The organism is Sulfitobacter alexandrii, from assembly GCF_001886735.1.
GTDB lineage: Bacteria > Pseudomonadota > Alphaproteobacteria > Rhodobacterales > Rhodobacteraceae > Sulfitobacter > Sulfitobacter alexandrii.
This window is the reverse complement of the sequence record NZ_CP018076.1, coordinates 3,041,606-3,065,762: the sequence shown is the minus strand read 5'-3', so window position 1 is coordinate 3,065,762 and position 24,157 is coordinate 3,041,606. Positions and strand designations below refer to the sequence as shown.

The 24,157-nt window shown below is 65.2% G+C and carries 24 protein-coding genes, 1 tRNA gene and 1 riboswitch; of the genes, 6 read left to right on the top strand and 19 right to left on the bottom strand.

The window, feature by feature from the left end; genetic code table 11:
- Window positions 1–3 precede the first annotated feature (3 nt).
- The 6 genes from BOO69_RS15030 to BOO69_RS15005 all read right to left on the bottom strand — a co-directional run bounded on the left by BOO69_RS15030 (window position 4) and on the right by BOO69_RS15005 (window position 7,232).
- Window positions 4–1,551, bottom strand: coding sequence for a trimethylamine methyltransferase family protein (locus tag BOO69_RS15030; RefSeq protein ID WP_237267491.1), 1,548 nt, complete (start codon window positions 1,549–1,551; stop codon window positions 4–6).
- Window positions 1,548–3,962 carry a GcvT family protein gene (locus tag BOO69_RS15025; RefSeq protein WP_071972914.1) on the bottom strand — a complete coding sequence of 805 codons (2,415 nt, stop codon included), beginning with the start codon at window positions 3,960–3,962 and terminating at the stop codon, window positions 1,548–1,550. Before BOO69_RS15025 ends, BOO69_RS15030 begins: the two co-directional genes overlap by 4 nt.
- Before the next feature lie 133 nt (window positions 3,963–4,095).
- On the bottom strand, window positions 4,096–5,073 hold the full coding sequence (locus tag BOO69_RS15020) for an ABC transporter substrate-binding protein (RefSeq protein WP_071972913.1): 978 nt from the start codon (window positions 5,071–5,073) through the stop codon (window positions 4,096–4,098).
- Complete coding sequence (locus tag BOO69_RS15015) at window positions 5,070–5,810, bottom strand: ABC transporter ATP-binding protein (RefSeq protein WP_071972912.1); 741 nt, start codon at window positions 5,808–5,810, stop codon at window positions 5,070–5,072. The genes BOO69_RS15020 and BOO69_RS15015 overlap by 4 nt, the downstream gene beginning before the upstream one ends.
- Window positions 5,803–6,564, bottom strand: a complete 762-nt coding sequence (locus BOO69_RS15010) for an ABC transporter permease (protein ID WP_071972911.1) — start codon at window positions 6,562–6,564, stop codon at window positions 5,803–5,805. Before BOO69_RS15010 ends, BOO69_RS15015 begins: the two co-directional genes overlap by 8 nt.
- A 56-nt stretch (window positions 6,565–6,620) precedes the next feature.
- On the bottom strand, window positions 6,621–7,232 hold the full coding sequence (locus tag BOO69_RS15005; RefSeq protein ID WP_071972910.1) for a YkoF family thiamine/hydroxymethylpyrimidine-binding protein: 612 nt from the start codon (window positions 7,230–7,232) through the stop codon (window positions 6,621–6,623).
- Window positions 7,225–7,330: riboswitch (TPP riboswitch) on the bottom strand. (Overlaps the previous gene by 8 nt.)
- Window positions 7,331–7,527: 197 nt before the next feature.
- Here BOO69_RS15005 and BOO69_RS15000 point away from each other — a divergent pair.
- Complete coding sequence (locus tag BOO69_RS15000; RefSeq protein ID WP_071972909.1) at window positions 7,528–9,231, top strand: ABC transporter ATP-binding protein; 1,704 nt, start codon at window positions 7,528–7,530, stop codon at window positions 9,229–9,231.
- A gap of 19 nt (window positions 9,232–9,250) precedes the next feature.
- On the opposite strand, the gene BOO69_RS14995 is transcribed toward BOO69_RS15000, so the two are convergent.
- From BOO69_RS14995 to BOO69_RS14975, 5 genes are read right to left on the bottom strand one after another with little or no spacing between them, the layout of a single operon-like run.
- The gene (locus BOO69_RS14995; protein ID WP_071972908.1) at window positions 9,251–10,285 is read right to left on the bottom strand and encodes a siderophore-interacting protein; all 1,035 of its coding nucleotides are present in this window, start codon (window positions 10,283–10,285) and stop codon (window positions 9,251–9,253) included.
- Window positions 10,282–11,103, bottom strand: coding sequence for an ABC transporter ATP-binding protein (locus BOO69_RS14990; RefSeq protein WP_071972907.1), 822 nt, complete (start codon window positions 11,101–11,103; stop codon window positions 10,282–10,284). Before BOO69_RS14990 ends, BOO69_RS14995 begins: the two co-directional genes overlap by 4 nt.
- Complete coding sequence (locus tag BOO69_RS14985) at window positions 11,100–12,143, bottom strand: FecCD family ABC transporter permease (protein ID WP_071972906.1); 1,044 nt, start codon at window positions 12,141–12,143, stop codon at window positions 11,100–11,102. The genes BOO69_RS14990 and BOO69_RS14985 overlap by 4 nt, the downstream gene beginning before the upstream one ends.
- Window positions 12,143–13,156, bottom strand: coding sequence for a FecCD family ABC transporter permease (locus BOO69_RS14980; protein WP_237267488.1), 1,014 nt, complete (start codon window positions 13,154–13,156; stop codon window positions 12,143–12,145). The genes BOO69_RS14985 and BOO69_RS14980 overlap by 1 nt, the downstream gene beginning before the upstream one ends.
- A gap of 20 nt (window positions 13,157–13,176) precedes the next feature.
- Window positions 13,177–14,154, bottom strand: a complete 978-nt coding sequence (locus BOO69_RS14975) for an iron-siderophore ABC transporter substrate-binding protein (protein ID WP_071972904.1) — start codon at window positions 14,152–14,154, stop codon at window positions 13,177–13,179.
- 330 nt (window positions 14,155–14,484) lie between these two features.
- Between BOO69_RS14975 and BOO69_RS14970 the strand changes: the two genes are divergently transcribed.
- The gene (locus tag BOO69_RS14970; RefSeq protein ID WP_071972903.1) at window positions 14,485–16,611 is read left to right on the top strand and encodes a TonB-dependent siderophore receptor; all 2,127 of its coding nucleotides are present in this window, start codon (window positions 14,485–14,487) and stop codon (window positions 16,609–16,611) included.
- Window positions 16,612–16,671: 60 nt separating this feature from the next.
- On the opposite strand, the gene BOO69_RS14965 is transcribed toward BOO69_RS14970, so the two are convergent.
- From BOO69_RS14965 to BOO69_RS14935, 7 genes are all read right to left on the bottom strand, one after another.
- Window positions 16,672–17,541 (bottom strand): helix-turn-helix domain-containing protein, encoded by an 870-nt coding sequence (locus BOO69_RS14965; protein ID WP_071972902.1) that lies wholly within the window; start codon window positions 17,539–17,541, stop codon window positions 16,672–16,674.
- A gap of 52 nt (window positions 17,542–17,593) precedes the next feature.
- The gene (tolA, locus tag BOO69_RS14960) at window positions 17,594–18,499 is read right to left on the bottom strand and encodes a cell envelope integrity protein TolA (protein WP_071972901.1); all 906 of its coding nucleotides are present in this window, start codon (window positions 18,497–18,499) and stop codon (window positions 17,594–17,596) included.
- Window positions 18,496–18,885 (bottom strand): ExbD/TolR family protein, encoded by a 390-nt coding sequence (locus tag BOO69_RS14955; RefSeq protein WP_071972900.1) that lies wholly within the window; start codon window positions 18,883–18,885, stop codon window positions 18,496–18,498. Before BOO69_RS14955 ends, tolA begins: the two co-directional genes overlap by 4 nt.
- A gap of 3 nt (window positions 18,886–18,888) precedes the next feature.
- A complete protein-coding gene (locus BOO69_RS14950; RefSeq protein ID WP_071972899.1) occupies window positions 18,889–19,230 on the bottom strand; it encodes a biopolymer transporter ExbD in 342 nt (113 codons plus the stop codon).
- Between the two features lie 28 nt (window positions 19,231–19,258).
- Window positions 19,259–19,912, bottom strand: coding sequence for a MotA/TolQ/ExbB proton channel family protein (locus BOO69_RS14945; RefSeq protein ID WP_071972898.1), 654 nt, complete (start codon window positions 19,910–19,912; stop codon window positions 19,259–19,261).
- A complete protein-coding gene (locus BOO69_RS14940) occupies window positions 19,909–20,337 on the bottom strand; it encodes a hypothetical protein (protein WP_071972897.1) in 429 nt (142 codons plus the stop codon). The genes BOO69_RS14945 and BOO69_RS14940 overlap by 4 nt, the downstream gene beginning before the upstream one ends.
- Before the next feature lie 282 nt (window positions 20,338–20,619).
- Window positions 20,620–21,297, bottom strand: a complete 678-nt coding sequence (locus BOO69_RS14935; RefSeq protein WP_071972896.1) for a hypothetical protein — start codon at window positions 21,295–21,297, stop codon at window positions 20,620–20,622.
- A 348-nt stretch (window positions 21,298–21,645) separates the two neighbouring features.
- On the opposite strand from BOO69_RS14935, the gene BOO69_RS23105 reads away from it, so the two are divergent.
- Window positions 21,646–21,843, top strand: coding sequence for a hypothetical protein (locus tag BOO69_RS23105; RefSeq protein ID WP_156874944.1), 198 nt, complete (start codon window positions 21,646–21,648; stop codon window positions 21,841–21,843).
- Between the two features lie 223 nt (window positions 21,844–22,066).
- Here the strand turns inward: BOO69_RS23105 and BOO69_RS14930 are convergent.
- Window positions 22,067–22,141, bottom strand: a tRNA-Thr gene (locus BOO69_RS14930).
- Between the two features lie 86 nt (window positions 22,142–22,227).
- Here BOO69_RS14930 and BOO69_RS23260 point away from each other — a divergent pair.
- The 3 genes from BOO69_RS23260 to BOO69_RS14920 are packed head-to-tail and all read left to right on the top strand — an operon-like array spanning window position 22,228 to window position 24,138.
- Window positions 22,228–22,398: a hypothetical protein gene (locus BOO69_RS23260; RefSeq protein WP_172839551.1), complete on the top strand. Its 171-nt coding sequence runs from the start codon at window positions 22,228–22,230 to the stop codon at window positions 22,396–22,398.
- Between the two features lies 1 nt (window position 22,399).
- Window positions 22,400–23,671 carry a UDP-N-acetylglucosamine 1-carboxyvinyltransferase gene (gene murA / locus BOO69_RS14925; protein WP_071972895.1) on the top strand — a complete coding sequence of 424 codons (1,272 nt, stop codon included), beginning with the start codon at window positions 22,400–22,402 and terminating at the stop codon, window positions 23,669–23,671.
- The gene (locus BOO69_RS14920) at window positions 23,668–24,138 is read left to right on the top strand and encodes a DUF2948 family protein (RefSeq protein ID WP_071972894.1); all 471 of its coding nucleotides are present in this window, start codon (window positions 23,668–23,670) and stop codon (window positions 24,136–24,138) included. The genes murA and BOO69_RS14920 overlap by 4 nt, the downstream gene beginning before the upstream one ends.
- Window positions 24,139–24,157: the final 19 nt, after the last annotated feature.

The following is a 24,157-nucleotide window of genomic DNA, read 5'->3' as shown; positions in this document are numbered from 1 at the left end:
GCGTCAGCTCTCCGGCGGCGCGCCGCCCTGCGCGCTGCGTTTGTCGATGAAGGCGCGCAGCGTCTCCAGCCTGTCGGGCGGCGTGAAGGGCTGCGGATCGGCTGACAGGATGGCTTCCCAGACAGCGGTGGCCCGGCAAGACGCATCGAGCGCGCCGCGTTCTGTCCAGGTGCCGAAGTTCGCGTAGTCATGCACCATCGGCTGATAGAACTCCGTCGTGTAACGCTCCATCGTATGCGGTGCGGCAAAGAAATGGCCCGTGGGCGCGACCTGCGACAGGGCATCGGCAAAGCCGATCTGGTCCGGTCCGGCCTTGGCCCCTGCACAGAGTTCGGCCACCATGTTGAGTACTTCTACATCCGTCACGAGCTTTTCATAGCTTACCGAGAGGCCGCCTTCCAGCCAGCCGGCGGAATGGATGATGACCGTCGCCCCGGCCAGCAGGCATCCCCACAAACCCAGCTGGTTCTCGTTCGCCGCCTGCACATCGTTGATGTTCGACGCCGAGCCCGCCGCCGACCGCCAGGGCAGGCCCAGCATCCGGGCCATCTGCCCCGCCGCGAGGGAGGCCTGAAAGTGCGAGGACGTGCCGAAGGCGGGTGCGCCGCTCTTCATGTCGACATTCGACGTGAAGGTGCCGTAGCACACCGGCGCGCCCGGTTTCGCAATCTGCGTGAGCGTGATGGCGGCCAGACATTCGGCATGGCTCAGCGTGATGGCGCCCGCCACGGTGATCGGCGCCATTGCCCCCATCAGCGTGAAGGGCGTGACGATGGACATCTGGCCGCCCCGGGCAAAGTCGATCAGCCCCTGTGCCATCGGGATGTCCAGGCAGCGCGGCGAATTGGTGTTGATGATCGTGTAGGCATGGACACCGGCGGCGAATTCCGCCTCGGACAGGCCGCGCGCGATCCTGAGCATTTCGAAAGTGTCGTGGGTCTGCGGCGTGCCACGCGCAAAGATGAACGGGAACTTGTCGGTGTTCTCCATCTGGCAAAGCATCGTGAAGTAATGGCGCAGGTTGGTCGGCACGTCCTGCGGCTCGACCGAGGGGCTCATCATCTGAAGGACATCGAAGTGATGCGAAAGGCGGGTGAACTCGGTGAAATCGCGGGCCGATGCGGGGCGTCGCCCGCGCTTCAGATCGGTGGCGTGCGGCGCTCCTGCGCCCGGCTGGAAGGCAAGCGCACCAAGCTCAAGCGTCAGGTTCCGCGAAGGATCGCCCGCGCGGCACAGGATGGATCGCGGTGCGGTTGCCAGCGCCGCCTCGACGATCTCGCGCCCGATGAAGACCATCTCGCCTTCGACCCGCGCACCGGCGGCAGCGTACAGCCGGCGGGCCTCGGGCAGAAGCACCTTCATGCCCAGCTCTTCGAGCATGCGAAGCGCGGTTTCGTGCATGCCGGCCGCCTCGTCGTCGGAAAACACCGACATGACGGGAAACGGGTTGCGCAGCTGGCGATAGTCGGCCTTGCGGCGGGAAGCCGGCGTGTCGAGGCCGCGGCGCTTGCGCCCGCGCCGCTGGGGTTGGGCCTGCACGGTGTCGGTCACTTGCGCATCTCCTTGCCCTGCGGATCGTAGGGCGAGGGCGCGATCACCCGCGCCGCGCGTTCGGCCCCGACGACATGCACGTGCAGGGAGGTGCCCGTTTTCGCCGCATCGCGGTTCACCATCGCCATGGCGAGGGATTTTCCGACCGTGTGGCCAAAGCCGCCTGACGTGACGAAACCGACAAGGGTGCCGCCCTGCCAGACGGGTTCATAGCCGCTGGCATCCGCATCCCCGTCATCGAGCTCCAGCGTCACCAGCACCCGGTCCGACGGGCGGTCCCGCTCGGCCAGGGCGGCCTGCTTGCCGATGAAATCCTTATCCCAGTCGATCCAGCGGTCCATCCCGGTCATCCCCGGCGTGTACCCTTGGGTGAATTCCGCCGACCAGATGCCAAAGCTCTTCTCCAGCCGCAGGCTCAACAGGGCATTGAAGCCGTATTCGCGCAGGCCAAACCCCTCTCCGGCCTTCAGCAGCGCGCGTCGCAGGCCCGCGTGGTCGACGGCGTTGCAATGGATCTCATAGCCCAGTTCGCCCGAAACCGACAGCCGCCCGACCTTGCAGCGATAGAGCCCGACGTCGAAGGTGCCGCAGCCCATGAAGGGCAGGTCCACCGGCCCGTCGGTCAGTTTTTCGAGCACCTCGCGCGATCGTGGTCCCGACAGCGCAAATCCGACCGTCGCGTCCGAGACATCGCGCAGCGTCACGCCCTCGTCCATGTGATCCGCGAACCAGCGCATGTGCCACTCGCGGAGGTAATAGCTGCCCATGATCCACCACGGGCCATCCGCGTCCGGCTGGGTGCCCCAATTGAAGACGGTCAGATCGCCTTTCAGCTTGCCGGTCTCGGACAGCATCGGGGCAAGCCGCGCGCGACCGGGAGCGGGAAGTTTGGATGCCATCATCTTGTCCAGCCATGCCCTTGCCCCGTCCCCGGTGACCTCGAAACGCGAGAAGCCGGAAATGTCGAGAAGCCCGACCGCCTCGCGCACCGCGCGGCATTCCTCGGCCACCACGCCATGCGCGTTCGACCGCTTCAGCGACGGTTTTTCCTCGAAGTCGGGCGTCGGCGCGAAATAGAGCGGCACTTCCAGCCCGTAGCTGGCGCCCCAGCGGCAACCGGCCGCCGTCATGTCCGCATGTGCCGGCGCCATCTTGAGCGGCCTGCCTGCCGGCAGTTGTTCATTGGGATAGGTCATCACGAAACGGCGGGTATAGAATTGTCCGGTGGTTTCCTTGATGAACCGCTTGTTCTGCGCGAAATCGCCGTAGCGGGCCACGTCCATCGCCCATGCGTCCGCATCGGGTTCGCCGTGGATCATCCATTCGGCCAGCGTCTTGCCAACGCCGCCCCCTTGCAGGAAGCCCGCCATCACCGCGCAGGCGCTCCAGTAGCCGCGCTTGCCGCGCACCGGACCGACCAGCGGGTTGCCGTCAGGGGAAAAGGTGAAGGCACCGTTGACCCATGTCTTGACGCCGACCTCCTGCAGCGCGGGGTAGCGCTCGAAACCCAGCGTCAGCTCGTTCTCGATCCGGTCGGTCTGTTCCTGAAACAGTTCCATCCCGTAGTCCCATGGCGCGCCGTCCATGGCCCAGTGTTCGTGCTGGATCTCGTAGATACCCAGCAGCACGCCCTTCTGGTCCTGACGCAGGTAGGTGAACCCTTCGAGGTCGACGGTCATCGGCACCTCGAAATCCAGCGTCTCGAGTTGCGGGATCGTGTCGGAGATCAGGTAGTGGTGCTTGAGTGGAGAAACCGGCAGTTCGATCCCCGCCATGCGGCCCACCTGCTTGGCCCAGAGACCTGCGGCGTTGACCACATGTTCGCAGGTGATCGTGCCCTTGTCGGTCATCACCTTCCAGCCGTCCGCCGTCTGTTCCAACGCCTCGACCTTGGTGTGCTCGAAGACTTCAGCGCCCCGCTTGCGCGCGGCCTTTGCATAGGCATGGACGGTGCCGGTGGTATCGAGGTAGCCTTCGCGGTCGGCCCACATGCCCCCCAGGATACCGTCCGTGGACATGATCGGATTGAGTTCGCCCGCTTCCTCGGGGGTCACGAGGCGGCAGTCCTCGATCCCGATGGACTGGAATGTGCGATACGCCGATTGCAGCCACTCCCAGCGGTCGGGCGTCCCGGCAAGCGTCAGGCCCCCGGTCATGTGCAGCCCGATGTCCTGACCCGATTCCTCCTGGATCTCGGACAGAAGGTCGATGGTGTAGGCTTGCAATCCCGCCATGTTGGGGTCTGCGTTCAGCGCGTGGAATCCCCCGGCGGCATGCCAGCTGCTGCCCGCCGTCAGGACCGAACGTTCCAGCAGGCAGACATCGGTCCAGCCGAACTTTGCCAGGTGATAAAGCACCGAGGCACCGACCACCCCACCTCCGATCACGACAACTCTGTAGTGGCTGTTCATGGCTGACCCTCCCTGCATCACTGGGGGAAGGCTAGCGATTCTGGACAGGCATGTCTAGATATTGCCGGTGGCGTGTTCGATGGGCAAATCCGGCAAGCGGCCTCGCGGCAATGAGCAAGGGTTCGGTGAGGTTTCAGTCCTCGCGCCATCCCTGATCGAACCAGCCGGACACGTCCCCGGGCCAGGCGAGCGATGAGCCGTCTGCGCCGCGCAGGACGCCGGAATCGTAGAGGAACTTCGCCATCGTCGCGAGCCGGTCCGGATCAATCATGCCGACGGGCGTTTTCCCGTTGTCCAGATAGCCTCCCGCCGCGATCACGCGCATGGACCCGCGCACCAGGTCCTCGTTCGGAAAGTCGCCGGCGGCGATGAGCATTTCGGCCGCCTCGTCGGGGTGTGCCGCCGCCCAGACGTATCCCTTCCGCGTGGCCTCCATGAACGCTTCCACCGTCTCGGGATCGGCTTGCAGCGTCGATGTCAGCGTGCCGATGTAGCCGCCCTGCGGTTCGGGCACGCCGTAGTCGCTGTATTCGAAATGGGATTGTTCCCGGCCCAGCAATTCGCTGTTCACCCCTTCCCAGGTCGCGACCTCCAGCGTGAAATCGACCGCGCCGTTGGCCAGCGCCTCGTAGGCGCCGGTGCCGAGCGTCACCGTCTCGTAATCGGCCACGCCGCCGTCGTTCTCGATCATGGTCGAGATCAGGGCCGCCTCCCACGCGGTGCCGAAACCGGCGTAGACCTTTCCCTGCAGGTCCGCCGGTCGGGAAATCGCGGCGTTCGAGGTGTTGTAGACGAGCCGGCCGGCTTCGCGCTGCATCGTGGCCCACAGCGCGATGATCTCCGCACCACCGGCCTTGGCCGTCATGAAACCGAGCGCGGTCATGTAGGCGAAATCCACCGCTCCGGCAGCCAGCAGCGCGGTAGAGGCGCTGTCGGTATAGGGCAGGATTTCGACGTCCAGGCCCGCGTCGGCGTACCAGCCTTTCTCCTGCGCCACGATCAGGCCGACGTGGTTGGTGTTCAGCGTCCAGTCCAGCGCGATGCTGATATCTTCGGCAAGGGCCATCGGAGCGGCAAGCCATGTGGCAAGGGCAAGGGGGGCGAGTTTCATCTTGAGTCCTCCAGAAGCATGGATTTGAGCGTCGAACGGATGCCGGCCAAGCTGGCTTCGGTCCGTGCGGCGCGGGGGATGGTGAGGGGAATGTCGGCGATGATCCGGGCGGGGTGCTGGCCCATGACCAGCACCCGGTCGGCGATCTGGGTCGCCTCGAACAGGTCGTGGGTGACCAAAAGGACGGCGCGCGGATCGGCTTCGAGCCGGTCGGCAAGCCAATCCTGCATCTTCAGCCGCGTCACGGCATCGAGGGCGGAAAAGGGTTCGTCCAGCAACAGAACCCGCGCGCCCTGCACCATGGTGCGCATGAATGCGGCCCGCTGTCGCATCCCGCCCGACAACTGGTCGGGAAACTTGTCTTCGTTGCCCTGAAGGCCGAAGATCGGAAACAGGCCGCGCACCCTGTCCCGTGCAGCGGCATCCGCTTCGCCTCTGATCTCAAGCCCGAGCGTCGCGTTTTCGAACACCGTGAGCCACGGAAACAGCGAATCTCCCTGCGGTTGATAGGCAATGCCCGGATGCGGCAGCGCGATCTCGTGTCCATCGAACCGGGCGCACCCCGTTGCGCGCAGTTCCGGCGCGAGTACGCCCGACAGCCACTTGATGACCGAGCTTTTGCCGCAGCCCGACGGCCCGATGAGACAGGTGAGCCGACCGCGCGCCAGCTCGATCGACAGGTTCTCGACGAACAGCGCGTCCCGTGTGCCGATGTTCAGCCTCTCGACCTCAAGCACGGCCCGTCCTCCGGAAACGGCGGTTGGTCAGGCGATCGACAAGCTGGATCAGCGCGAGCAGGGTAAGCGTCAGCAAGGCCGAGACGAGCACGGCGGACAACACGAGGTCTGCGCGGAAACTGTTCTTGGCGGTTAGGATGTAGATCCCCAAGCCCCGGCGCGCCCCGGCGTATTCGGCAAAGATCGTCGCCACGATGGCATAGGTCGCCGAGATCCGGAGGCCCGCAAAGAAATGTCCGCGCGCCGAAGGCAGCGCGGCGCGCCGAAAGACCTGCCAACGGCTCGCCCCCATGGACCGAAGCTGATCCCCGTAGGCGCGCGGCAGCGTGGCGTATCCGGCCATCAGGCTGACCACCATGGGAAAGAAGGTGACGAGGATCACCAGCAAGACCTTCGGCAGCAGACCGAACCCGAACCACAGCACCATCAGCGGGGCGAGCGCCACGATGGGCACCGTCTGGCTTGCAATCAGCAGCGGCATCGCCCCGCGCCGCAGCCAGTCGACGAAGTGGAAGACACCAGAAACGAGCGCGGCGATCATCACGGAGAGGCTGAAGCCGACGGCGGCCACCCCGATGGTCGCCGCCGCGTGGCGGAATATGGCGGCCCGGTCGACGACAAGGCCGTTCAGCACGTCGCTGGGGGCCGGGAGCACGAGCGGCGACAGGCCCGCAAAAGCCACGTAGCCCTCCCAGCCCCCGAAGAAGGCCACCGCCAGCACGCCGGCCGGAAAGATATGTCGCAAGACCACCATGGCTCACCGGACGGCGGCGCGATCCCCGTGGGGTTGCACCGCGCACCCGTGGAGGATCAGGTCAGGCTGGGGCTGTTGGCAGAAGCGGTCATGTCGATGGTGACATGACCCTCGGCCGGACCGAAGCGCAGGAACGCCTGCCGCAAGGTTTCAAACACGGCGCCGGCGTCGCCCCGCAAGCGCGTGCAGAAATTCTTGGTCTTGTGGAAGCAGCCGCTCGACCTCAGGAAGTCGATGCAGCCATAGATCTCTTCCATGTGGTTGCCGCTGCCCATGACATAGAGCGAGAACTGCAGGTCGATGTCCACACCGGTTTCCGGCGCGGACCGGACGGCCGCCGCCGCTTTGATCTTGCGTTCTTCAAGGCTCTCGTCCTGGGCCTTTTCCAGCACCTCGCACCGGCAGGCGGGATCGTCCGCTTCTCCCGGACAGCCGCGCGACAGGGTGACGTGCATCGTCACGTGTTCCGGCCTGCGGGCGGACGCCGCAAACAGGTCGCGGATGGCGCCGAACAAGGTTTCCGGCGCGCCGACCATCAAGGTCGACATGTCGTCGGTCTCGATCTTCAGGTCGGATCTGTAGGGGGACAGGGCCTCGAGCCCGGAGGTGATGACATCCACGAAATCGGACGTCATGGGGTAAAGTGACACTTGCGCGCCTATGAACATGCTGGCTCCTCGCTCCGCTGGTATTATCCAGATCAGCTGTGAAGGGTTCGCGCGGTTGCGCATCTCAGCCCCTGAACGGAGCACCCCTGGTTATGTCCGGGCACCGTGTCTTCTGCGGCCCGGCAAGTCAACAGGGTGCCTGCCGGAATTTTTGGGACAGGCCCGAATGCGCCCGTTCCGCAAGGGGCAGAAAATATAGTTTACAAAAAACATCAACATTATTAACCCGAACCGGCGGGTCCCGATCTCCTTGGTGCCGATCCTGATTGTCTTGCCATCTGCCGGGGCTTTTCCGATGCTGAGTAACTTCTTCGATTATTACCGCCCCTGGAAAAAGCTGTTCTGGCTGGACTTCGGGTGTGCCGTGGTATCCGGGCTGCTGGAGCTTGCCTTTCCACTGGCGATCAAGGGGTTCATCGACGTGCTGTTGCCCCGCGGTGACCTGGGCATGACGCTGCTGGCGGCGGTGGGGCTGCTGTTCATCTACCTGCTGAATGCCGTCCTGATGACCGTCGTGATTTACTGGGGTCATATGCTCGGCATCAACATCGAGACGGAGATGCGTCGGCGTGCCTTCGCGCATCTCCAGCGCCTGTCGTTCTCCTTTTTCGACAAGGTCCGCACCGGCAAACTGGTGGCGCGGGTCACGCGAGACCTCGAAGAGATCGGGGAGGTGGCCCACCACGGCCCCGAAGACCTGTTCATCGCGGTCATGACCTTCGTGGGCGCCTTCGCCCTGATGCTGACGATCAATGTCGAACTGGCGCTCATCACGGCCGTGATCGTACCGGTCTGCGTTGCCATCGTGACCGTCTACGGCGGGCGGATGACGCGAACCTGGCGGTCGATCTATTCCCGCGTCGCCGACTTCAACGTACGACTGGAAGAGAACATCGGCGGTATCCGGGTGGTTCAGGCCTTTGCCAACGAAGACCACGAGGCGACGCTGTTCGCCCGGGACAACAGCGGCTATCGCAAGACGAAACTCGCGGCGTACAAGCTGATGGCAGGGTCATCGGCGCTCAACTACATGGGGATGCGTCTGATCCAGGTTGTCGTGATGGTCGCCGGCGCGGCATTCGTGCTGCAGGGGGCGTTGACGACAGGCGGGTTCGTGGCGTTCCTCCTGCTGGTGACGGTGTTCTTTCGCCCGCTGGACAAGATCGCCGCGGTGATCGAGACCTATCCCAAGGGCATCGCGGGCTTTCGCCGATATCTCGACCTGATGGCGACGGAACCCGACGTGGCCGATTCACCCGGGGCCACGGTCGCGCCCGCCTTTCGGGGTGAAGTCCGGTTCGAGAACATCCAATTCGACTATGGCGCGGGCCGGCCCATCCTCAAGGACATCTCGCTTGCCGTGGGCGCGGGCGAGAAGATGGCCTTTGTCGGCCAGTCCGGAGCCGGCAAGACGACGCTGCTTGCGCTCGTCCCGCGGTTCTACGATCCGCGCGAGGGGCGGATCACCATCGACGGGATCGATGTCCGCGGGCTCACGCTGAACTCCCTCCGGGGGCAGATCGGTATCGTGAGCCAGGACGTGTTCCTGTTCGGGGGCACGCTGCGGGAAAACATCGCCTACGGACGGCTTGACGCCACGGAGGCCGATATCCTCAAGGCAGCGGAACAGGCGCAGTTGGCCCAGATGATCGCGGACCTTCCCGAGGGTCTGGATACCGTGGTGGGCGAGCGTGGCGTCAGCCTGTCGGGCGGACAGAAGCAGCGGGTCGCGATTGCCCGCATCTTCCTCAAGAATCCGCCGATCCTCATTCTCGATGAAGCGACATCCGCGCTGGATACCCAGACGGAACACCAGATCCAGACGGCGCTGGACGCCCTCTCGCGCGATCGGACCACGCTGATCATCGCGCACCGGCTGGATACCATCCGCAATGCCGACCGGATCGCGGTGATGCACGAAGGCAGGATCGTCGAGACGGGCAGCCACGAACAGCTGAGCAACGGCGTGGGGCACTACGCACGCCTCGCGCGACGGTGAGTTCCCGGTCGGCGGGGCTTCAGCGCTCCCAGTAGTAGGCGAAATAGCCCTCGGCGCGGCCAACGCCGAGATCGCCGCAGAACCGCGCCTTGGCCTTGCGGATCAGCTCCTTCTCGGCGGCGATCCAGACGAAGCGGTCCGGCCCGACGGGTGGGTCCGCAAGCGACAGCTTGTCCCAAAGGGTCTCGCCCCGCGCCCTGACCAGCCATGACAGCGCGACACCCTCCGGGCGGGGCAGGGGCGTGATGTCCTGTTCCGTCCCGACCTCCAGGATCACGGTGCCCTGCCGCTCCGCCGGAGACTCGGCCAGGATGCGGCGGATCGCCGGCAGCGCCGTTTCGTCCCCTGCCATCAGGACGTTGCGCCCCGGCGGGAAATCACCGCTCCCCGGTCCCGAAAGGCCCACGACGGCGCCCGGCTTCGCGGTGCGTGCCCATGTCGTCGTCCGTCCGCCGTCATGCTCGAACACATCGAAGCTGAACGTCCCGCTTGCGGCATCCAGATCGACGAAAGTGTAGGGCGCGCGATGCAGCGTGTCGTCGCCGCCGGGCATCACAGTGCGGCCACTGGCATCGAGCATCGGCCACACCGGTACGCGGCCCGCCGGCGGCAGCAGGAGGGCGAAATGCATCCCGCGTCCCGCGGCAAGGCGGGCGGTGTCTGCGCAGGCCATCTCCACCCGCAGGAACCGCGGGGCGATCCGACGGACCCCGCGCAGGGTCGCGGTGCAGAAATTGGCGGGCCGGCGGCGCCTGGTGGTGCCGTCGCTCCACCCGCGTGACAGTGCGGCGCCGGGTGCCACATGGTCCATCAGGTGCAACAGGAAATCCCGGATCGACTGAAGCGTGTTCACGTCGGTCGCCGCCAACTCGACACGCAGGCCGTCCGGTGACGGCTCGAGCCGGGCACGTGCATGGGACAGCTCGAGGGTGATCGTGTTGCCGGAACGTGCGGTGTCGATATCGGCCTCCCGTGCGCGGCTGCAGACCCGCGCGGGCAGATCGGCGGGCAAAGGCCCCATGAAGGTCGCGGATGTCACGGCGGGGAAGGTCATGCCGACTCCTCCCCGCGCGACGGTGCCAGACGCTCGCCGTGACGCCCGAGCGGTAGCATCATCGGCCTCCCCGAGGTCGGATCTTCCATGACGCGGCTTCGGATTCCGAACACCTCCGCCACCATGGCTTCGGTCAGAACCCTCTCGGGTTTGCCCGCCACATGCACCCGGCCATTGCGGAGCGCCACGAGGTGATCGGCGTAGCGGGCGGCGAGGTTCAGGTCGTGCAGCACCATCGCGATGGTGGTGCCGCGGCGACGGTTGAGGTCGACCAGCAGGTCCAGCACCTCGACCTGATGGGCGATGTCGAGAAAGGTCGTCGGCTCATCGAGCAGCAGCACGTCGGTTTCCTGCGCCAGCGCCATCGCGATCCAGACCCGTTGACGCTGACCGCCGGACAGGGTGTCGATATCGCGATCCGCGAGGTTCGCCGTCGAGGTCGCGTCGAGCGCATCGGCAACGGCCCTGTCGTCCTCTTGCCGCCACCTCGAGAACATGCGCTGGTGCGGATATCTTCCGTGACCGACCAGATCCGCGACGGTCAATCCGTCCGGTGCGATGGGCGACTGCGGAAGCAAGCCGAGCTTGCGGGCAAGCTCGCGCCCGGGGATCTGCCAGACCGATCGGCCATCCAGAATGACCTGTCCCGACGAAGGTCTGAGCAGTCGGGCCAGACTTCGGAGAAGCGTTGACTTGCCACAGGCATTGGCCCCGACGATGGCGGTGATGGCCCCCGCAGGCACCGTCAAGCTGAGGTCGGACAGGATCCGCCGCTCGCCGTATCCGGCATCCAGCGCTGACGCTTCGAGGTGGGTCATATCGATCTCCCGACGCGGTTCGACTTGACGATGAGGAAGATGAGGTAAGGCGCACCCAGCGCGCCGGTGACGATGCCCACGGGATAGCGGGCGGGCAGGAGATGCTGACCGGCAAAGTCCGCCGCGACCACGAGCAGCGCGCCCACCATGGCCGAGGGCACCAGCGGCGCGGGGCCCTGCGGGCACAGGCGGGCCGCGATGGGGCCGGACAGGAAGGCGACGAAGGCGACCGGCCCCGCAACCGCCGTTGCCACCGCGATCAGTGCGACGGCGGACACGACGATGAGCATCTTTTCCCATGCTAGCGGCACACCGAGGGCCGATGCCATGTCGTCGCCCAACCTGAGGATTTCCAGCGATTTTCGCCGCAGCAACAGCACGCCCCCGAAAACGGCCAGCGCGCCGAGCACGGGGAACGCGGCCTCGAGGGTCGCCCCGTTCACGCTGCCCGACAGCCAGCGCAACGCCTCCTGAAGGCTCCAGGCCGGCGCGCGGGCCAGAAGGTAGGCAAGCAGGCTGTTCAGGATCGCCGATATCCCGATGCCCACGAGGATGAGCCGTGCCCCCGAAAGACCGTCGCGCCATGCAAGGAGGTAGATCACCAGCGCCACGGCCAGCCCTGCGGCGACCGCCATGACCGACACGGCAGAACCGGACCAGCCCAGTACCACGATCGCGAAGACGGCAGCGGCGCTCGCCCCGGCGCTGATGCCGATGATGTCGGGGCTGGCCAGAGGGTTTCGCAAAAGTGTCTGAAACACCACGCCGCCGAGACCGAGGCTCATGCCGACGAGGATCGACACGAGCAGCCGCGGCAGCCGCAGTTCCCGCACGGCAAAGCTGGTGCCGGGGATCTCCTGTCCGGCGAGGCTGCGCAGCACATCGATTGGGGCCGTCATCGACGGGCCGGTGCCCAGCGTCAGGGCTGCCGCAACGAGCAGCAGGCCGAGCATCCGGGCCGCCAGCCAAATTCGGTGCCTCTGGCGGGTCCGGCGAAGCCCCGCGACCCTGCGCGCGGTCTGATGATCCGCATAGGCCATCACAGGTCCGCGACCCTGCGGTTGCGGACGATCCAGATGAAGAATGGCGCCCCGATGAAGGCGGTCACGATGCCGACTTCCAGTTCGGACGGTCGCGCGACCAGCCGGCCGGCCACATCGGCGCAGGTCAGCAGAATCGCACCCGCCAAGGCGGAGAACGGCAGCAGCCGGCGGTGATCGGGCCCGACGAGCATGCGGCACAGGTGGGGGACCACCAGCCCGACGAAGCCGATCGGCCCGCAGACGGCCGTCGTGGCCCCGCAAAGCAGCACTGCCCCCAGAGCAGCCATGCCCCGCGCCCGCGCGACCCGGCCGCCGAGCCCGGTTGCCGCTTCGTCGCCGAGGGCCAGCAGGTTCAGGTTGCGGGCCGACATCATGCATAGGATGAGCCCGACACCGAGGAATGGCGCCGCGGGTGCGATGCCCTCGAAACTGGCGCCGCCCACGCCGCCGACCTGCCAGGATCGTATGCCGCCGGCGATGTCGTTTCTGGGCAGCAGGATCGCGACGGTAAAGGAACTGGCGGCGATGGAGGTCGCCGCCCCGGCAAGTGCCAGTTTCAACGGCGTCGCCCCGCCCCGGCCGAGAGAGCCGATGGCATAGACGAATGCCGCCGCCAGACCGGCACCCAGTATCGCGACCCAGAGAAAGGCATGCAGACCGTGCAGCCCGGCCCAGGCCACCCCGATGACGACGGCAAGCGCCGCGCCGGCGTTCACGCCAAGCAGCCCCGGATCGGCGAGCGGATTGCGCGTGACGCCCTGCATCGTCGCGCCGGCCAGGCCCAGGGCAGCGCCCGCGATCACGGCGAGAACGGTACGGGGGACGCGCACGGCGACCACGGCCGCTTCCATCGTTTCCGTGTCCCCCATCACCCCGGCCATGACAGCGGACCAGCCCACGTCCCGGGTGCCGAGCGTGACCGAAAGAAGGCAGGCGAACCCGAGGACAAGCAGGACGAACGCCAGCCGCACGCGCCAGCCCCGGCGCGCGCCTTTCAGCCTGGCGGCCATGGGTGGCGCGGCTTCGGCCGTCATTCCGCCGCTCGCGCCGCCTGCGCGAGCCGGGAGACGTAATCGTCCAGAACCCACGGAATGGACAGCGGCGTGGGATTGGCGGCGGTCCCGAGCGGATCGTTGCCCAGCAGGACGACAGCGCCGTCTTCGACGGCCTTCATCCGCGAGGTGAGCGGGTTGTCCCGCGCCGCGGCCAGCAGGGCGGTGTCGCCATAGGTGACGACGATGTCGACATCGTTCAGGGCGTCGATCCGCTCCGCGCTCATTTCGCCCGAGTACCGGCCGGGGACACTTGCATCCCGCACGCTTTCCGGAGACCGCAGGCCGAGGTCGTGCAGGAACTTCACACGGGTGTCGTTCGCCGAATAGAAACGGATCAGGCTGAGGTCGCGCACGTCGAGATGCGTCAGGAACATCGCGCGCTTGCCGGCGATCTCGGGGTGGCGGGCGGCGGTGTCGGCGATCCGCCGGTCGGTGCGGTCAATCAGGTCTTCGCCCTCCGCGCTCAGGCCCAGTCCGGCGGCGTTCAGGCGGATCATCCCGCGCCAGTCGGTGGACCACGGCCCGTCCCGGTAGGCGACAACCGGCGCGATACGGCTCAGGATGTCGTAGTCGCGTTCCGACAGGCCGGAATAGGCGGCGAGGATGACGTCGGGCGCGCTTGCCGCGACCGCCTCGAAGTCGATGCCGTCGCCTTCATCGAAAAGCGGGGGCGCATCCGCGCCGAGGTCTTCGAGACGCGCCGCGACCCATGGCAGCAGACCGTCGCCGTCGTCGTCACCGAAATTTGCCCGCGCGAAGCCGACGGGAACCACCCCGAGGGCAAGGGGAACTTCGTGGTTGGCCCAGGCGACGGTTGCGACCCGGTCCGGCCGTTCTGTGATCGTCGTGGTTCCGAACGCGTGTTCGATGGTGATCGGAAAACCCTCCGCCCGACCCGCATCAGCGAAGTGAAGGCAGGAAAGGACCAGTACGGAAAGCGTGAGATTGTGCATGGAGCGTCGCCTCTCAGAGGAGTCAGATAACAGACGGTTTCAGTCGGCTTTTCATCTGGCATCCGGTGCGTCAAGCGCGCCGGACCGGTGGTTTTCGCGAAATCCGACAAAATTTATCAGGTTTCCGTGGGATCCTTCAAAAACAGGAGGATCGTACAATACACATTCCGGTTTGACGGCTTTAGGTGCCCTCCAAATGCGGCCGGGTCTGCCCTCGGGACAGGCCCGCGCCCGGAAGAGGCATGGCCAGTGTCATCCTCTTCGATCTGCCAGCCCGTCACGTGGCGTGAGGGGCAAGCCACCCCCAAATTCAATCTGAAGGTGAAAAACATGGTGCAACACCCCCCGGCCCGCCGCCGACCCGTCTCTCTCCCGAACTGGCTGTTGTCGGGGCTTCTTGGATGTACCGCGCTGGCCGGGCTGCCGGCCTTGGCACAGGACGACGGGACCCGCACGGCCTACCGGCTTGGCACCATCTTCGTCGATGCCGGCGCCGCTGCGGACGATGATGCCGCGAGCACGATTGCCAAGGAGCTCTGGACCGGGGGCAAGGTGGCGACCAGCGTGCTGGATACGCCCGCGTCGGTATCCGTCATCACGCAGAAGGAGGTCGAGCAGCGCAATGCGGACAAGGTCGAGGACGTGCTGGAATATACGCCCGGCATCGTCACCGACTATTACGGAACGGACGACCGGAACGACTACTACCTCGTGCGGGGGTTTCAGGCATCTACGTACCGCGACGGGCTGACGCTTGGCTCCATGCGGGGCGTGCGCGAGGAACCTTTCGCCTTCGAGCGGGTGGAGATCATGAAGGGCGGCAACTCAACCCTGTTCGGCACGTCCGATCCCGGCGGGACGGTCAACTTCGTGACCAAGTCGCCGAAGTTCGAGCGGTTCGGAGAGGTATACGGCTCCTACGGCAGCCACGATCACGCGGAAATCGGGCTCGATTTCGGGGATGTCCTGAACCGCGAAGGCACGCTCGCCTACCGGGTCGTCGGCAAGATCCAGGACTCCGATCTGGAATACGCGCATTCGCGGGACGACGAACGGTTCTTCCTCGGCGCCGTCACATGGGAACCGACGAACGTGACCAGGCTGACGTTCTCGGTGGATTACCTGAAACGGGAGGGCACGCCGAACAGCGGCGGGTACCCGATAGACCGCCTGTACGATCGTGAACTTTTCTTCGGCGAGCCCGGTTTCAACCGTCACGACGTGGAAAGACTGACCGTTTCGGCAGGCGTTGAGCACGAGTTCGCGAACGGGCTGAGGTTGACGGGGAACCTGCGCTACAGCGACCTGACGGACGATTTCGCCTATATCTACCTTTCCGACAACGCCGGGCGGGTCGGGTCAGTGGTGGACCGGTCCTATTTCGGCACGGACAGCACCGCGCGGGAGCTGATCGGCAACGTCATCCTCCAGTACGATACCACCCTGGGGTCGGTGGACAGTAGCACCCTCGCCGGGATCGAGTTCCGCGATGCCGCCACGACCAGTGCATCGATCTTCGGGGCGCACACCCCGATCGATATCGACAATCCGACCTACACCGGGGCGCCGACCGGGTTCACGCCCTACAGCGTGCAGGCAAACGACTTCACGACCCGGTCGGTCTTCCTGCAGCAGAACCTCGCGTTTTCCAACCGGGTGATCACCACCGTGGGTCTGCGGCATGACTGGTTCGATATCACCAACACCGACAACCTGACCGCGACCACGACGCAGGCCGACTTCTCCGAAACCTCGTTCCGCGGGGCGCTGACCTACAAGCTGACGGACGAAGTCTCCTCCTACGCCAGCTACGTGCAATCCATCGCGCCTCCCAGCATCGGGACCGAACCGGAAAGGGGCGAGCAGTACGAGATCGGGATGAAATACCAGCCGGAGAGCTTCAACGCGCTGTTCACCGCGTCGCTCTACGATCTGACGAAGAATAACGTGGTTGTGCCCGTGGTCCTTCCCAGCGGCGTGATCGAACGCCAGACCATCGGGGAATCGCGGGTGCGCGGGGTCGAGTTCGAGGCACGCGCCGAACTGGCGGACGGCCTGACGCTTTCCGGCGGGTACAGCTATCAGAAATCGAAATTCATTCGCGGCACGGTGCGGGGCGCCACGGTGGACGGAAACGAATTCGCCACCGTGCCCAACAACATCGCGTCGCTCTGGCTGACATACGATGTGGACACCCCGGCGTTGCCCGGCGACCTGTCCGTGGGCATCGGCGCGCGCTATGTCGGTCCGTATTACTACAACGTCTTGAACGACAACGGGAAAAGCCCGTCGCAGACCTACGTGGATGCCTCCGTGACCTATGGCGTGTCGGACGACACGGACTTTACCGTCAACATCAGCAACCTGTTCGACAGGCAGTACGTGGTCGGCAGGGGTACCGCGGATTACTACAACAACGGCCGGACCATCACCGCCGCCCTGAGGCACCGCTGGTGATAAGCGCGGCCCGCCCGGTCCCCTCGGCCGGGCGGGCCGATGCGATGTCAGGACGCGCGGTCAGCGGTTGCGGCGGCGCCAGCTCGCCGGCGTTTCACCCACGTGCCTGCGAAACGTCCTCGTCAGATGTGACTGGTCAGAGAAGCCAAGCCGGTCGGCAATGTCCGCAACGCTCAGATCGGATCCGACCAGAAGGTCGCGTGCCTGCCCGACGCGATTCTCTAGCTGCCATTGATGCGGCGTCTTGCCGGTCGTATTCCTGAAGACCTGCGAGAACCAGCTTTCCGAAAGCCCCACCGTCTGCGCCATCTCGGACAGGCTCAGCCGCCGCCCCCCGCCTGTCTCGAAACGCCTTGCGACCTTGCGCATCTGCGCGGCGGTCAGCCGGGCGTTGCCCGGATCCGGTTCGGCGGTTCCGATGTCCAGAACACCTGAAAGCAGGCAGGTCGCAAGGCTGGAGGCGAACAGGTCATGGCGGCGAGGATCGCGAATTTCTCCAACCAGCGCGCGCGCCATCGGCTCGATCTCGGTGATGTCGCTCCGGTCGACTGGCCGGTCCAGTATCTCGACCGCGCGCTGTCTGGTGACCCCCGCCGACAGGAAACGCACTGCCCAGGCATGGTCGATGTGGATGTCCAGATGGGCAAAGGTGAGCGGTTTGGAAAACGACGTGTCCAATGTCATCCCCGCCGGCACGAAAATTGCCCGCGCAAGTTTGCGCGGCGCCGCCTCCGATATGGCGGAGACCGAACTCATGTCGTTGAAGAAGATGCTCAGGCGTGGATTGGCCGACACATAATGCCCGGTCGCGCCGCTGCTTCCGGCCGTCTGCCAATGTGCGAGCAAGACGTGTTCGAGCTGGCGCCACTCGACCGGGGCGATCGGGCGCAGGTTGGTGGTATGGCCCGTGAAGTCGTGACGATAGCTCATGGGCCCGTGTGTGCATCCGGGTCATGTCGTGCCGACCCTCGATCATGACAGGTCATCGTCCCTGGATCTGTATGCTGAAGCTTCGGGTCGCACCCGAAGGCGGAGGAGGGAAGGGGGCCGCCGTCCGGACCACGCGCAGGGCGGCCCTGTCCAGAGCCGAGGATCCGGAACTGCGGGCGACCGAGATGGTCGCGAGGCCACCGTTTGCGGCGATGCGAAAGGCAATCGTGGCGGTCCCGCGTGCGCGCACGTTCGGTTTGCGCACCCGGCTGATCTTGCGCATCACCTGGCCGGGATAGTTGCTGGCTGCCGCGTTTCCAGATTGCGGCGCGGCCTTTCGGGTGTTGCCTTGCGATCCGGCATCGGCCTGACGTGTTTCGGCTGTGCTGTCACCGCGCCTGCTGTCGCGTTGGGCATTGCCGCGCGGTGCGGTCGGCTCGGGGCGCGCGGCGGCGATCTGCGCCGCCTTTTCCGGGTCGCGACGCTGCGGGCGTCGGGAACCGGTGGGCGCGGCAGTGTCGGGCGATGCCGCCGCGATGGTCTCTTTCGGGGGCGTCGGGGTCGCGACCGATACGGACTGTTGCGCCGCAAGGGGCCGGGGCGCGACGGACGGTGTCGATGTAGGCGGCGCAACCGGTGCGGCGGCCTCCGGCAGGACAGCATCCGGAGCGGCGGGCGGCTCTGCGGGCGCTGGGTTGACCTTTGGCGTCTGCTGCTGCCGCACCGGCTGAATAGCCTCGGCCGTCGTGGGGGGCGGGGTGACCGCGACGGCATCCTGTGCCGTCAGGGTTCCGGCTGCCATGTCCTCGAACGCGTTTCCCATCCGGGCCCGGACGGGTTCGCCTCCGCCTGCCAGTTCGGTCCGCGTTTCGGGATGTGCAAGGAACATGCCGCCAAGGATCAGCATCGCCGACACCGCCAGCGCGACGGCCTTGCCGAAAGGAGAGCTGGGAATCATGGCAGGGCCCGCTCCGTCACCAGCATCACTTTCCGCGCGCCGGCCTGTTGCAAGGCGCGGGTCAGCGCCACCAACTCCGACGCGGGCAGATCGCGGTCCGGCACCAGCCGGACGATCCTGCGCTGTTCCTCCGAAAGGCCGGAGACGAAGGCGGCGGCATCCTCCTGAACCTCGCCCCGGTAGTCGAGCTTTCCTGTCGCGTGGACGACCAACGCATCGGGCGGCGCACGGCCTTCCAGCTCCTGCGTCCGGACGAGCTTCAGCGCGGGGTCCAGCGGTTGCGCCAGTGTGCCCGCGACCATGAAGAACACCAGCATCAGGAAAACGATGTTGATCAGGGCGATTGTCGGTTCCCGCTGGGGTTTGGCCCTTGTCCTGCGGCGCATCTGTCAGCCCCCCAGCACCGTCACGCGAAGCGCGGGCAGCGCCCGCAGCTGCACGAGAAGATCCGTCATGCGCTGGGAATCGACACCGTCGCCGAGGCTGACAAGCAGGGGGGTGCCCTCCTTTGCATCCGCGAGCGATGAGCGCGCCAACGCGTCCAGATCGACCGGATCACCATTCAGGCGCAGGTCCGCCACGCCCAGTTGCAGGAACAGCGGAGGTGTATCGGCAGCGGCTGCAGCGCCGCTGCCGCCCGCAGACAGGTCGACTTCGGCGAACTTGGAAAAGGTGGAACTCAGCATGAAGAAAAGCAGCAGCAGGAAGATCACGTCGATCAGCGACGTCATTGACAGTCTGCGCCGCCGTGGCCGTGCCCTAGGCATGTGCCGCCCCCGTGCCGTCAGCCGCCGCCGCGGCGCTGCCCGAGGGCCGCAGCACGGTCAGGATCGCGCTGTCCGCCAGAACCCGCTCCGCTTCCATCCGGCCTTCGAGCCAGCTGAGCACGAGCGCGGTCGGCATGGCGACGACAAGCCCCACGGCGGTCGTCAACAGCGCCACCCAGATGCCCCCGGCAAGGATCGACGGATCAACCTGCGACCCCGCGTCCTGCAACGCCTGAAAGGCCTCGATCATGCCAAGGACAGTCCCGAAAAGCCCGAGGAGCGGTGCAAGCTGCGCCACGGAATCAAGCAGCCTGAACCCGCGTTCAAGCCGGGCAAACCGGGTTTCGGCCTCTGCCTGCAGCCGGTCCGCCGCCGGGCTGCCCGTCGCGAACGCCATGTTCATGACCGGTGCAAGATAGCTGGTGGACCGCCCGAGGGCCGCGCGCGCGTCGGCACGGTCGCCACGGTCCCAAGCGCCGACCGCCTCGCGCAGCGCATGGTGGCGTCCGACGCCCGCCATCCAGAACTGCCACACCTTGTAAAGCGCAACCGCCAGCGTCAGCACCGCGACGCCCATCAGGATCATCACCACCGGACCGCCGATGTCGGCAATTTGCCTTAGCGGCTCGAGCCAGTCGCGGATCATCCGATCACCTCGATTTCCGTGCGGCTGGACGGCACCAGCGCCGTGCCGCAGACGCCTTCCGCCAGATCGGACCCGTCGCAGGTCTGCGCGCCGTTGAACAGGATCCGGCCAAGCCGGTCGCAGGCCATGTCCGGCACCGCGAACTGCCGCACCCGCGGCCGGGCCGGGGGCAGCGTTCCGAAATCGAAGAGCGTCAGCCGGTTCACCTGGCCCGTAGTGTCGAACAGCACCGTTTCGTAGACCGCCTTGTCGATCGCGGCGCCGAGGCCGTTCGTGATCAGAAAGGTGAGGGTGCAGGCCTGTTCGACCGTCTGCACCGCGTTCAGTTCGACGGCGATCCTTCCCTCGAGGTCTTCCTCCTGCGCCGAGGCGATACCCGCCATCCAAACGCAAAGCGCACAGGCGCCCTTCCCGACCAGTCTCATGGCGGTGTCCTTTACAGATTGTACACGCTGGTGACCTGGCGGGCAGCACCGAAGGACAGGCTGTTTGGCTGGGCCGAGTTTCGCCAGATATCTGCCCCAAGACGCGCTGACCTTCAAGCCTTCTGGCAAGCAGAAAACGGCCCGGCCAAGATGGCTGCGGGCGGGCGCCTTGATTTAAGTCAGGAATATCAGATATCTACGGGATATCTTCCGAGGAATAATTCCCGACTTTTTTCATAAGTTTTGCGCCTTCCCTCTGTAGCCCGCGATCCGTGATGCCGATCATGCAGCCGCCTGTTTCGCGATCTTGGTCCGAACAAGCCATGCGACCCACTCACGCAGGAAGTCACGGAAATCGGTTTCGCTTATACGCAGGACGTTCAACCGTTCGAGCGCGCCTAGCCCATAACGGCAGTCAGCCTCTGCATGCTGACATTTCGGTTTGCCATATTTGCCACTCACGAAGGCATACATCTTAATCGGCCTCCCGTAACTGCTTCTACCGTGTTCATCGAGATAGGCGATGCCCCCATGTGCCATCGCGTTACGGATGATGCTGATCCACTGAAGAGCGGGCATGTTTTCCGCAGCCTTGACAGCAGCCTCACCCGACAAATCGTCCGAAATCGAGTCCGGCATCCCTCTCGCGATGTTCGGAAAAGGTCCTTCTCTCACGGCGAGGAATCTCCATGAGCCATCGCGGTAGAACGGTGCAGCTCTCAGCTGCCCACGGCGTATCACGTCCTCAAATGCCCTAACGGCACCCGCATTCAGATATCTGTCGTCAGCGTAGCCTGTTCCCTCGGTTTTATCGATCTGCCGCTCAATTCTCTCGACCGGGATATTCAGGATCGGCATCGACATCGACAGTAAGAACGTCGAAGTTAGTGGCCCGAGGTCAGGTCGTTCTCCGTCACGTATTTTTGCGGCTTCTGGCCAAAGCTGGTCGATCAGTTCCATGCAGCGCTCAGGCAACTCTATGGAATAATGCTGCGGATTTCCCACTCTTCACCCTCTTGCTTTATATCTTAGTAAAGTTTGGCCGTCTTGTCTTATTACGATGGCAATCGCAGAGGACTAACATGCGAGCGGCTTTGCTTTGAGCCACTCTAGCATAACTGCATGCGTTTTGAAGAACACTTCAGGCTGCCGCTAGCCCGTCGCAAGTCGGCTTGCGCAAACGAAGCGAAAGGTAGAAAGGCCAATTAGTCTTCGGTCGTCTATGCCTTCGGAGCAAAGGCGGCGTGCCATTCGCATTTCACGGTGGGCGCAAGCTCTATCATTCCAAGCAGGCTGCCATGCCATGCCATGCTGCTGATCGGCGGCGCAGGCTCGGGCAACTTTACCGCCGTTCTTTCGCACATCATGGCCGCACCAGGACGGGGAGGCGCGCCACCGCACTACGCTATCTTTGATCCCAGCCACGGCGTGATTAGCGCCTATAAAACGCGTCTTGCTAAGCTGGAAAGTGAGAAGATTGTGCTGACCGAAAAGGTTTCTGGATAGCTGCCAGCTAAGGGGCGTTTGGAAGGGCGTGTTGAACTATCCCTCAAATTCCTGTCAAAATAATGTAAAACATACGAAAATTGCTAATATACGATGCGCTGATTAGTGCTGAAATTAACTCTAGCGGAGCCGCTTGGATGCGCCCGAATTGAGAGGGATGGAGTTCCCAAAATTTCCTTCCATTCATGGTGTCAGGTGGAATTTTCAGGTCAGTAAAGTAACATGGTGCTGCTGGAGAGAATTGAACTCTCGACCTCTCCCTTACCAAGGGAGTGCTCTACCTCTGAGCTACAGCAGCGCCGATGAGCGGGGTCATTAGACGCAATCCGACAAACGTGCAACCCCAATCTGGACGCCTTCGGGTCCCTGCGATACACACGCCCCATGGCAGAGCGGCAGGACCCCAGGACACCCGGCAGGAAAGCCCCCACGCGGGAGGATCGGCTGAAGGCTGCGCTCAAGGCGAACATGGCGCGGCGCAAGGCGCAGCTTCGCGCCCGGTCGGCGCAGAACACAACGGAGAGCCGCGAAGGCTCCAGCGAGGAAAGCAGTTAAGATGGATTCGATTCTGGTCAGAGGGGGCGGCGCGCTTCAGGGACAAATCCCGATCGCGGGGGCCAAGAACGCATGTCTCACCCTCATGCCCGCCACGCTTTTGTCGGAGGAGCCGCTGACCCTGACAAATGCGCCGCGGCTGAGCGACATCCGCACCATGACGCAACTGCTGGCCTCGCTCGGGGCGGAGGCGACATCGCTGCAGGACGGCCTCGTGCTGGCGCTGTCCTCGCACGGCAAGATCAACACCCACGCCGACTATGACATCGTGCGCAAGATGCGGGCCTCCAACCTCGTGCTCGGGCCGCTTCTGGCCCGCGAGGGACACGCGGAGGTGTCATTGCCGGGCGGATGCGCCATCGGCGCGCGTCCGATGGACATTCACACCGACGGGCTGGAGAAAATGGGCGCGCAGATCGAACTGCGCGACGGGTACCTTCACGCCAAGGCGGGCGGCGGCAGTCTCAAGGGGGCCGTGATCGACTTCCCCTTCGCCTCCGTCGGTGCGACCGAGAACATCATGATGGCGGCGACGCTGGCCAAGGGAACGACCGTCATCAACAACGCCGCGCGCGAGCCCGAGATCGTGGATCTGGCAAGCTGTCTGCGCGCGATGGGCGCCCAGATCGAGGGGGACGGCACCTCGCGGATCGAAATTCAGGGTGTGGATCGCCTGCATGGTGCGACGCACCGGGTCGTGACCGACCGGATCGAGCTTGGCACCTACATGCTGGCGCCCGCACTCTGCGGCGGCGAGGTCGAATGCCTCGGCGGGCGGATCGACCTGCTTGCCGCCTTCTGCGAGAAACTCGATGCCGCGGGGATTTCCGTGACCGAAACCGAGGCAGGCCTCAAGGTGGCCCGCAAGAACGGCCGGATTTCCGCGGTCAACGTCACGACGGAACCGTTTCCCGGCTTCCCCACCGACCTGCAGGCACAGATGATGGCGCTGCTCTGCACCGCCGACGGGACTTCGGTCCTCGAAGAGAAGATATTCGAGAACCGCTTCATGCACGCCCCGGAACTGATCCGCATGGGGGCCGACATAGAGGTGCACGGCGGCACCGCGACGGTGCGGGGCGTCAAGCAGCTCAAGGGTGCGCCCGTGATGGCGACGGACCTGCGCGCGTCGATCTCGCTGATCCTTGCCGGCATGGCCGCCGAGGGCGAGACCAAGGTGGCAAGGGTCTATCACCTGGACCGGGGCTATGAACACGTGGTGACCAAGCTTTCGGGCGTCGGTGCCGATATCGAACGGATCAGGGACGCATGACCGAGGACGCAAGATTCGAAGACGGCCGCGAGGCACCGCTGAACATCGGCGCGATGGATGCCGAGGATCTTCAGGTCATTGCATCGCTGACACAGGATGCGGTGTTCCCGGCGTCCGAGATGCGCTGGGACCGCAAGCGTGCGCGATTCGCCCTGCTGCTGAACCGGGTCCGCTGGGAGGACGCGGGCAAGGCGCGGCACGCGCCCGAACGGGTGCAGTCCCTGCTGGTCTTCGACACGGTTCAGAAGGTCGTCTCCCAAGGGGTCTCCCAGGGCGACCCGGACACCATCCTGTCCCTGCTCAGCATCGCTTTCGACGAAGCCGATGCACCTTCGGGCCACGTGGAACTGACGCTGGCCGGGGACGGGGCGATCCGGCTTTCGGTCGAGGCGCTGGAGGTGACGCTGCGCGACGTCACGCGGCCCTACGCCGCGCCGTCGAAAAAGCTGCCCTCGCACCCGGACTGAGCCCCGGCGCCTTCCCCGC

What these genes read in the sequence shown, in the direction of transcription:
- BOO69_RS23105 (WP_156874944.1), top strand. Translation starts at nt 21,646, where the DNA reads ATGCTGCTGATCGGCGGCGCAGGCTCGGGCAACTTTACCGCCGTTCTT.
- BOO69_RS14920 (WP_071972894.1), top strand. Translation starts at nt 23,668, where the DNA reads ATGACCGAGGACGCAAGATTCGAAGACGGCCGCGAGGCACCGCTGAAC.
- BOO69_RS14995 (WP_071972908.1), bottom strand. Translation starts at nt 10,285, where the DNA reads ATGACCTTCCCCGCCGTGACATCCGCGACCTTCATGGGGCCTTTGCCC.
- BOO69_RS14945 (WP_071972898.1), bottom strand. Translation starts at nt 19,912, where the DNA reads ATGATCCGCGACTGGCTCGAGCCGCTAAGGCAAATTGCCGACATCGGC.
- BOO69_RS15025 (WP_071972914.1), bottom strand. Translation starts at nt 3,962, where the DNA reads ATGAACAGCCACTACAGAGTTGTCGTGATCGGAGGTGGGGTGGTCGGT.
- BOO69_RS15020 (WP_071972913.1), bottom strand. Translation starts at nt 5,073, where the DNA reads ATGAAACTCGCCCCCCTTGCCCTTGCCACATGGCTTGCCGCTCCGATG.
- BOO69_RS14955 (WP_071972900.1), bottom strand. Translation starts at nt 18,885, where the DNA reads ATGCGCCGCAGGACAAGGGCCAAACCCCAGCGGGAACCGACAATCGCC.
- BOO69_RS14990 (WP_071972907.1), bottom strand. Translation starts at nt 11,103, where the DNA reads ATGACCCACCTCGAAGCGTCAGCGCTGGATGCCGGATACGGCGAGCGG.
- BOO69_RS14935 (WP_071972896.1), bottom strand. Translation starts at nt 21,297, where the DNA reads ATGGAACTGATCGACCAGCTTTGGCCAGAAGCCGCAAAAATACGTGAC.
- BOO69_RS14980 (WP_237267488.1), bottom strand. Translation starts at nt 13,156, where the DNA reads ATGGCCGCCAGGCTGAAAGGCGCGCGCCGGGGCTGGCGCGTGCGGCTG.
- BOO69_RS14985 (WP_071972906.1), bottom strand. Translation starts at nt 12,143, where the DNA reads ATGGCCTATGCGGATCATCAGACCGCGCGCAGGGTCGCGGGGCTTCGC.
- BOO69_RS14940 (WP_071972897.1), bottom strand. Translation starts at nt 20,337, where the DNA reads ATGAGACTGGTCGGGAAGGGCGCCTGTGCGCTTTGCGTTTGGATGGCG.
- BOO69_RS15010 (WP_071972911.1), bottom strand. Translation starts at nt 6,564, where the DNA reads ATGGTGGTCTTGCGACATATCTTTCCGGCCGGCGTGCTGGCGGTGGCC.
- BOO69_RS15005 (WP_071972910.1), bottom strand. Translation starts at nt 7,232, where the DNA reads ATGTTCATAGGCGCGCAAGTGTCACTTTACCCCATGACGTCCGATTTC.
- murA (WP_071972895.1), top strand. Translation starts at nt 22,400, where the DNA reads ATGGATTCGATTCTGGTCAGAGGGGGCGGCGCGCTTCAGGGACAAATC.
- BOO69_RS15000 (WP_071972909.1), top strand. Translation starts at nt 7,528, where the DNA reads ATGCTGAGTAACTTCTTCGATTATTACCGCCCCTGGAAAAAGCTGTTC.
- BOO69_RS14970 (WP_071972903.1), top strand. Translation starts at nt 14,485, where the DNA reads ATGGTGCAACACCCCCCGGCCCGCCGCCGACCCGTCTCTCTCCCGAAC.
- tolA (WP_071972901.1), bottom strand. Translation starts at nt 18,499, where the DNA reads ATGATTCCCAGCTCTCCTTTCGGCAAGGCCGTCGCGCTGGCGGTGTCG.
- BOO69_RS14975 (WP_071972904.1), bottom strand. Translation starts at nt 14,154, where the DNA reads ATGCACAATCTCACGCTTTCCGTACTGGTCCTTTCCTGCCTTCACTTC.
- BOO69_RS23260 (WP_172839551.1), top strand. Translation starts at nt 22,228, where the DNA reads ATGGCAGAGCGGCAGGACCCCAGGACACCCGGCAGGAAAGCCCCCACG.
- BOO69_RS14950 (WP_071972899.1), bottom strand. Translation starts at nt 19,230, where the DNA reads ATGACGTCGCTGATCGACGTGATCTTCCTGCTGCTGCTTTTCTTCATG.
- BOO69_RS14965 (WP_071972902.1), bottom strand. Translation starts at nt 17,541, where the DNA reads ATGAGCTATCGTCACGACTTCACGGGCCATACCACCAACCTGCGCCCG.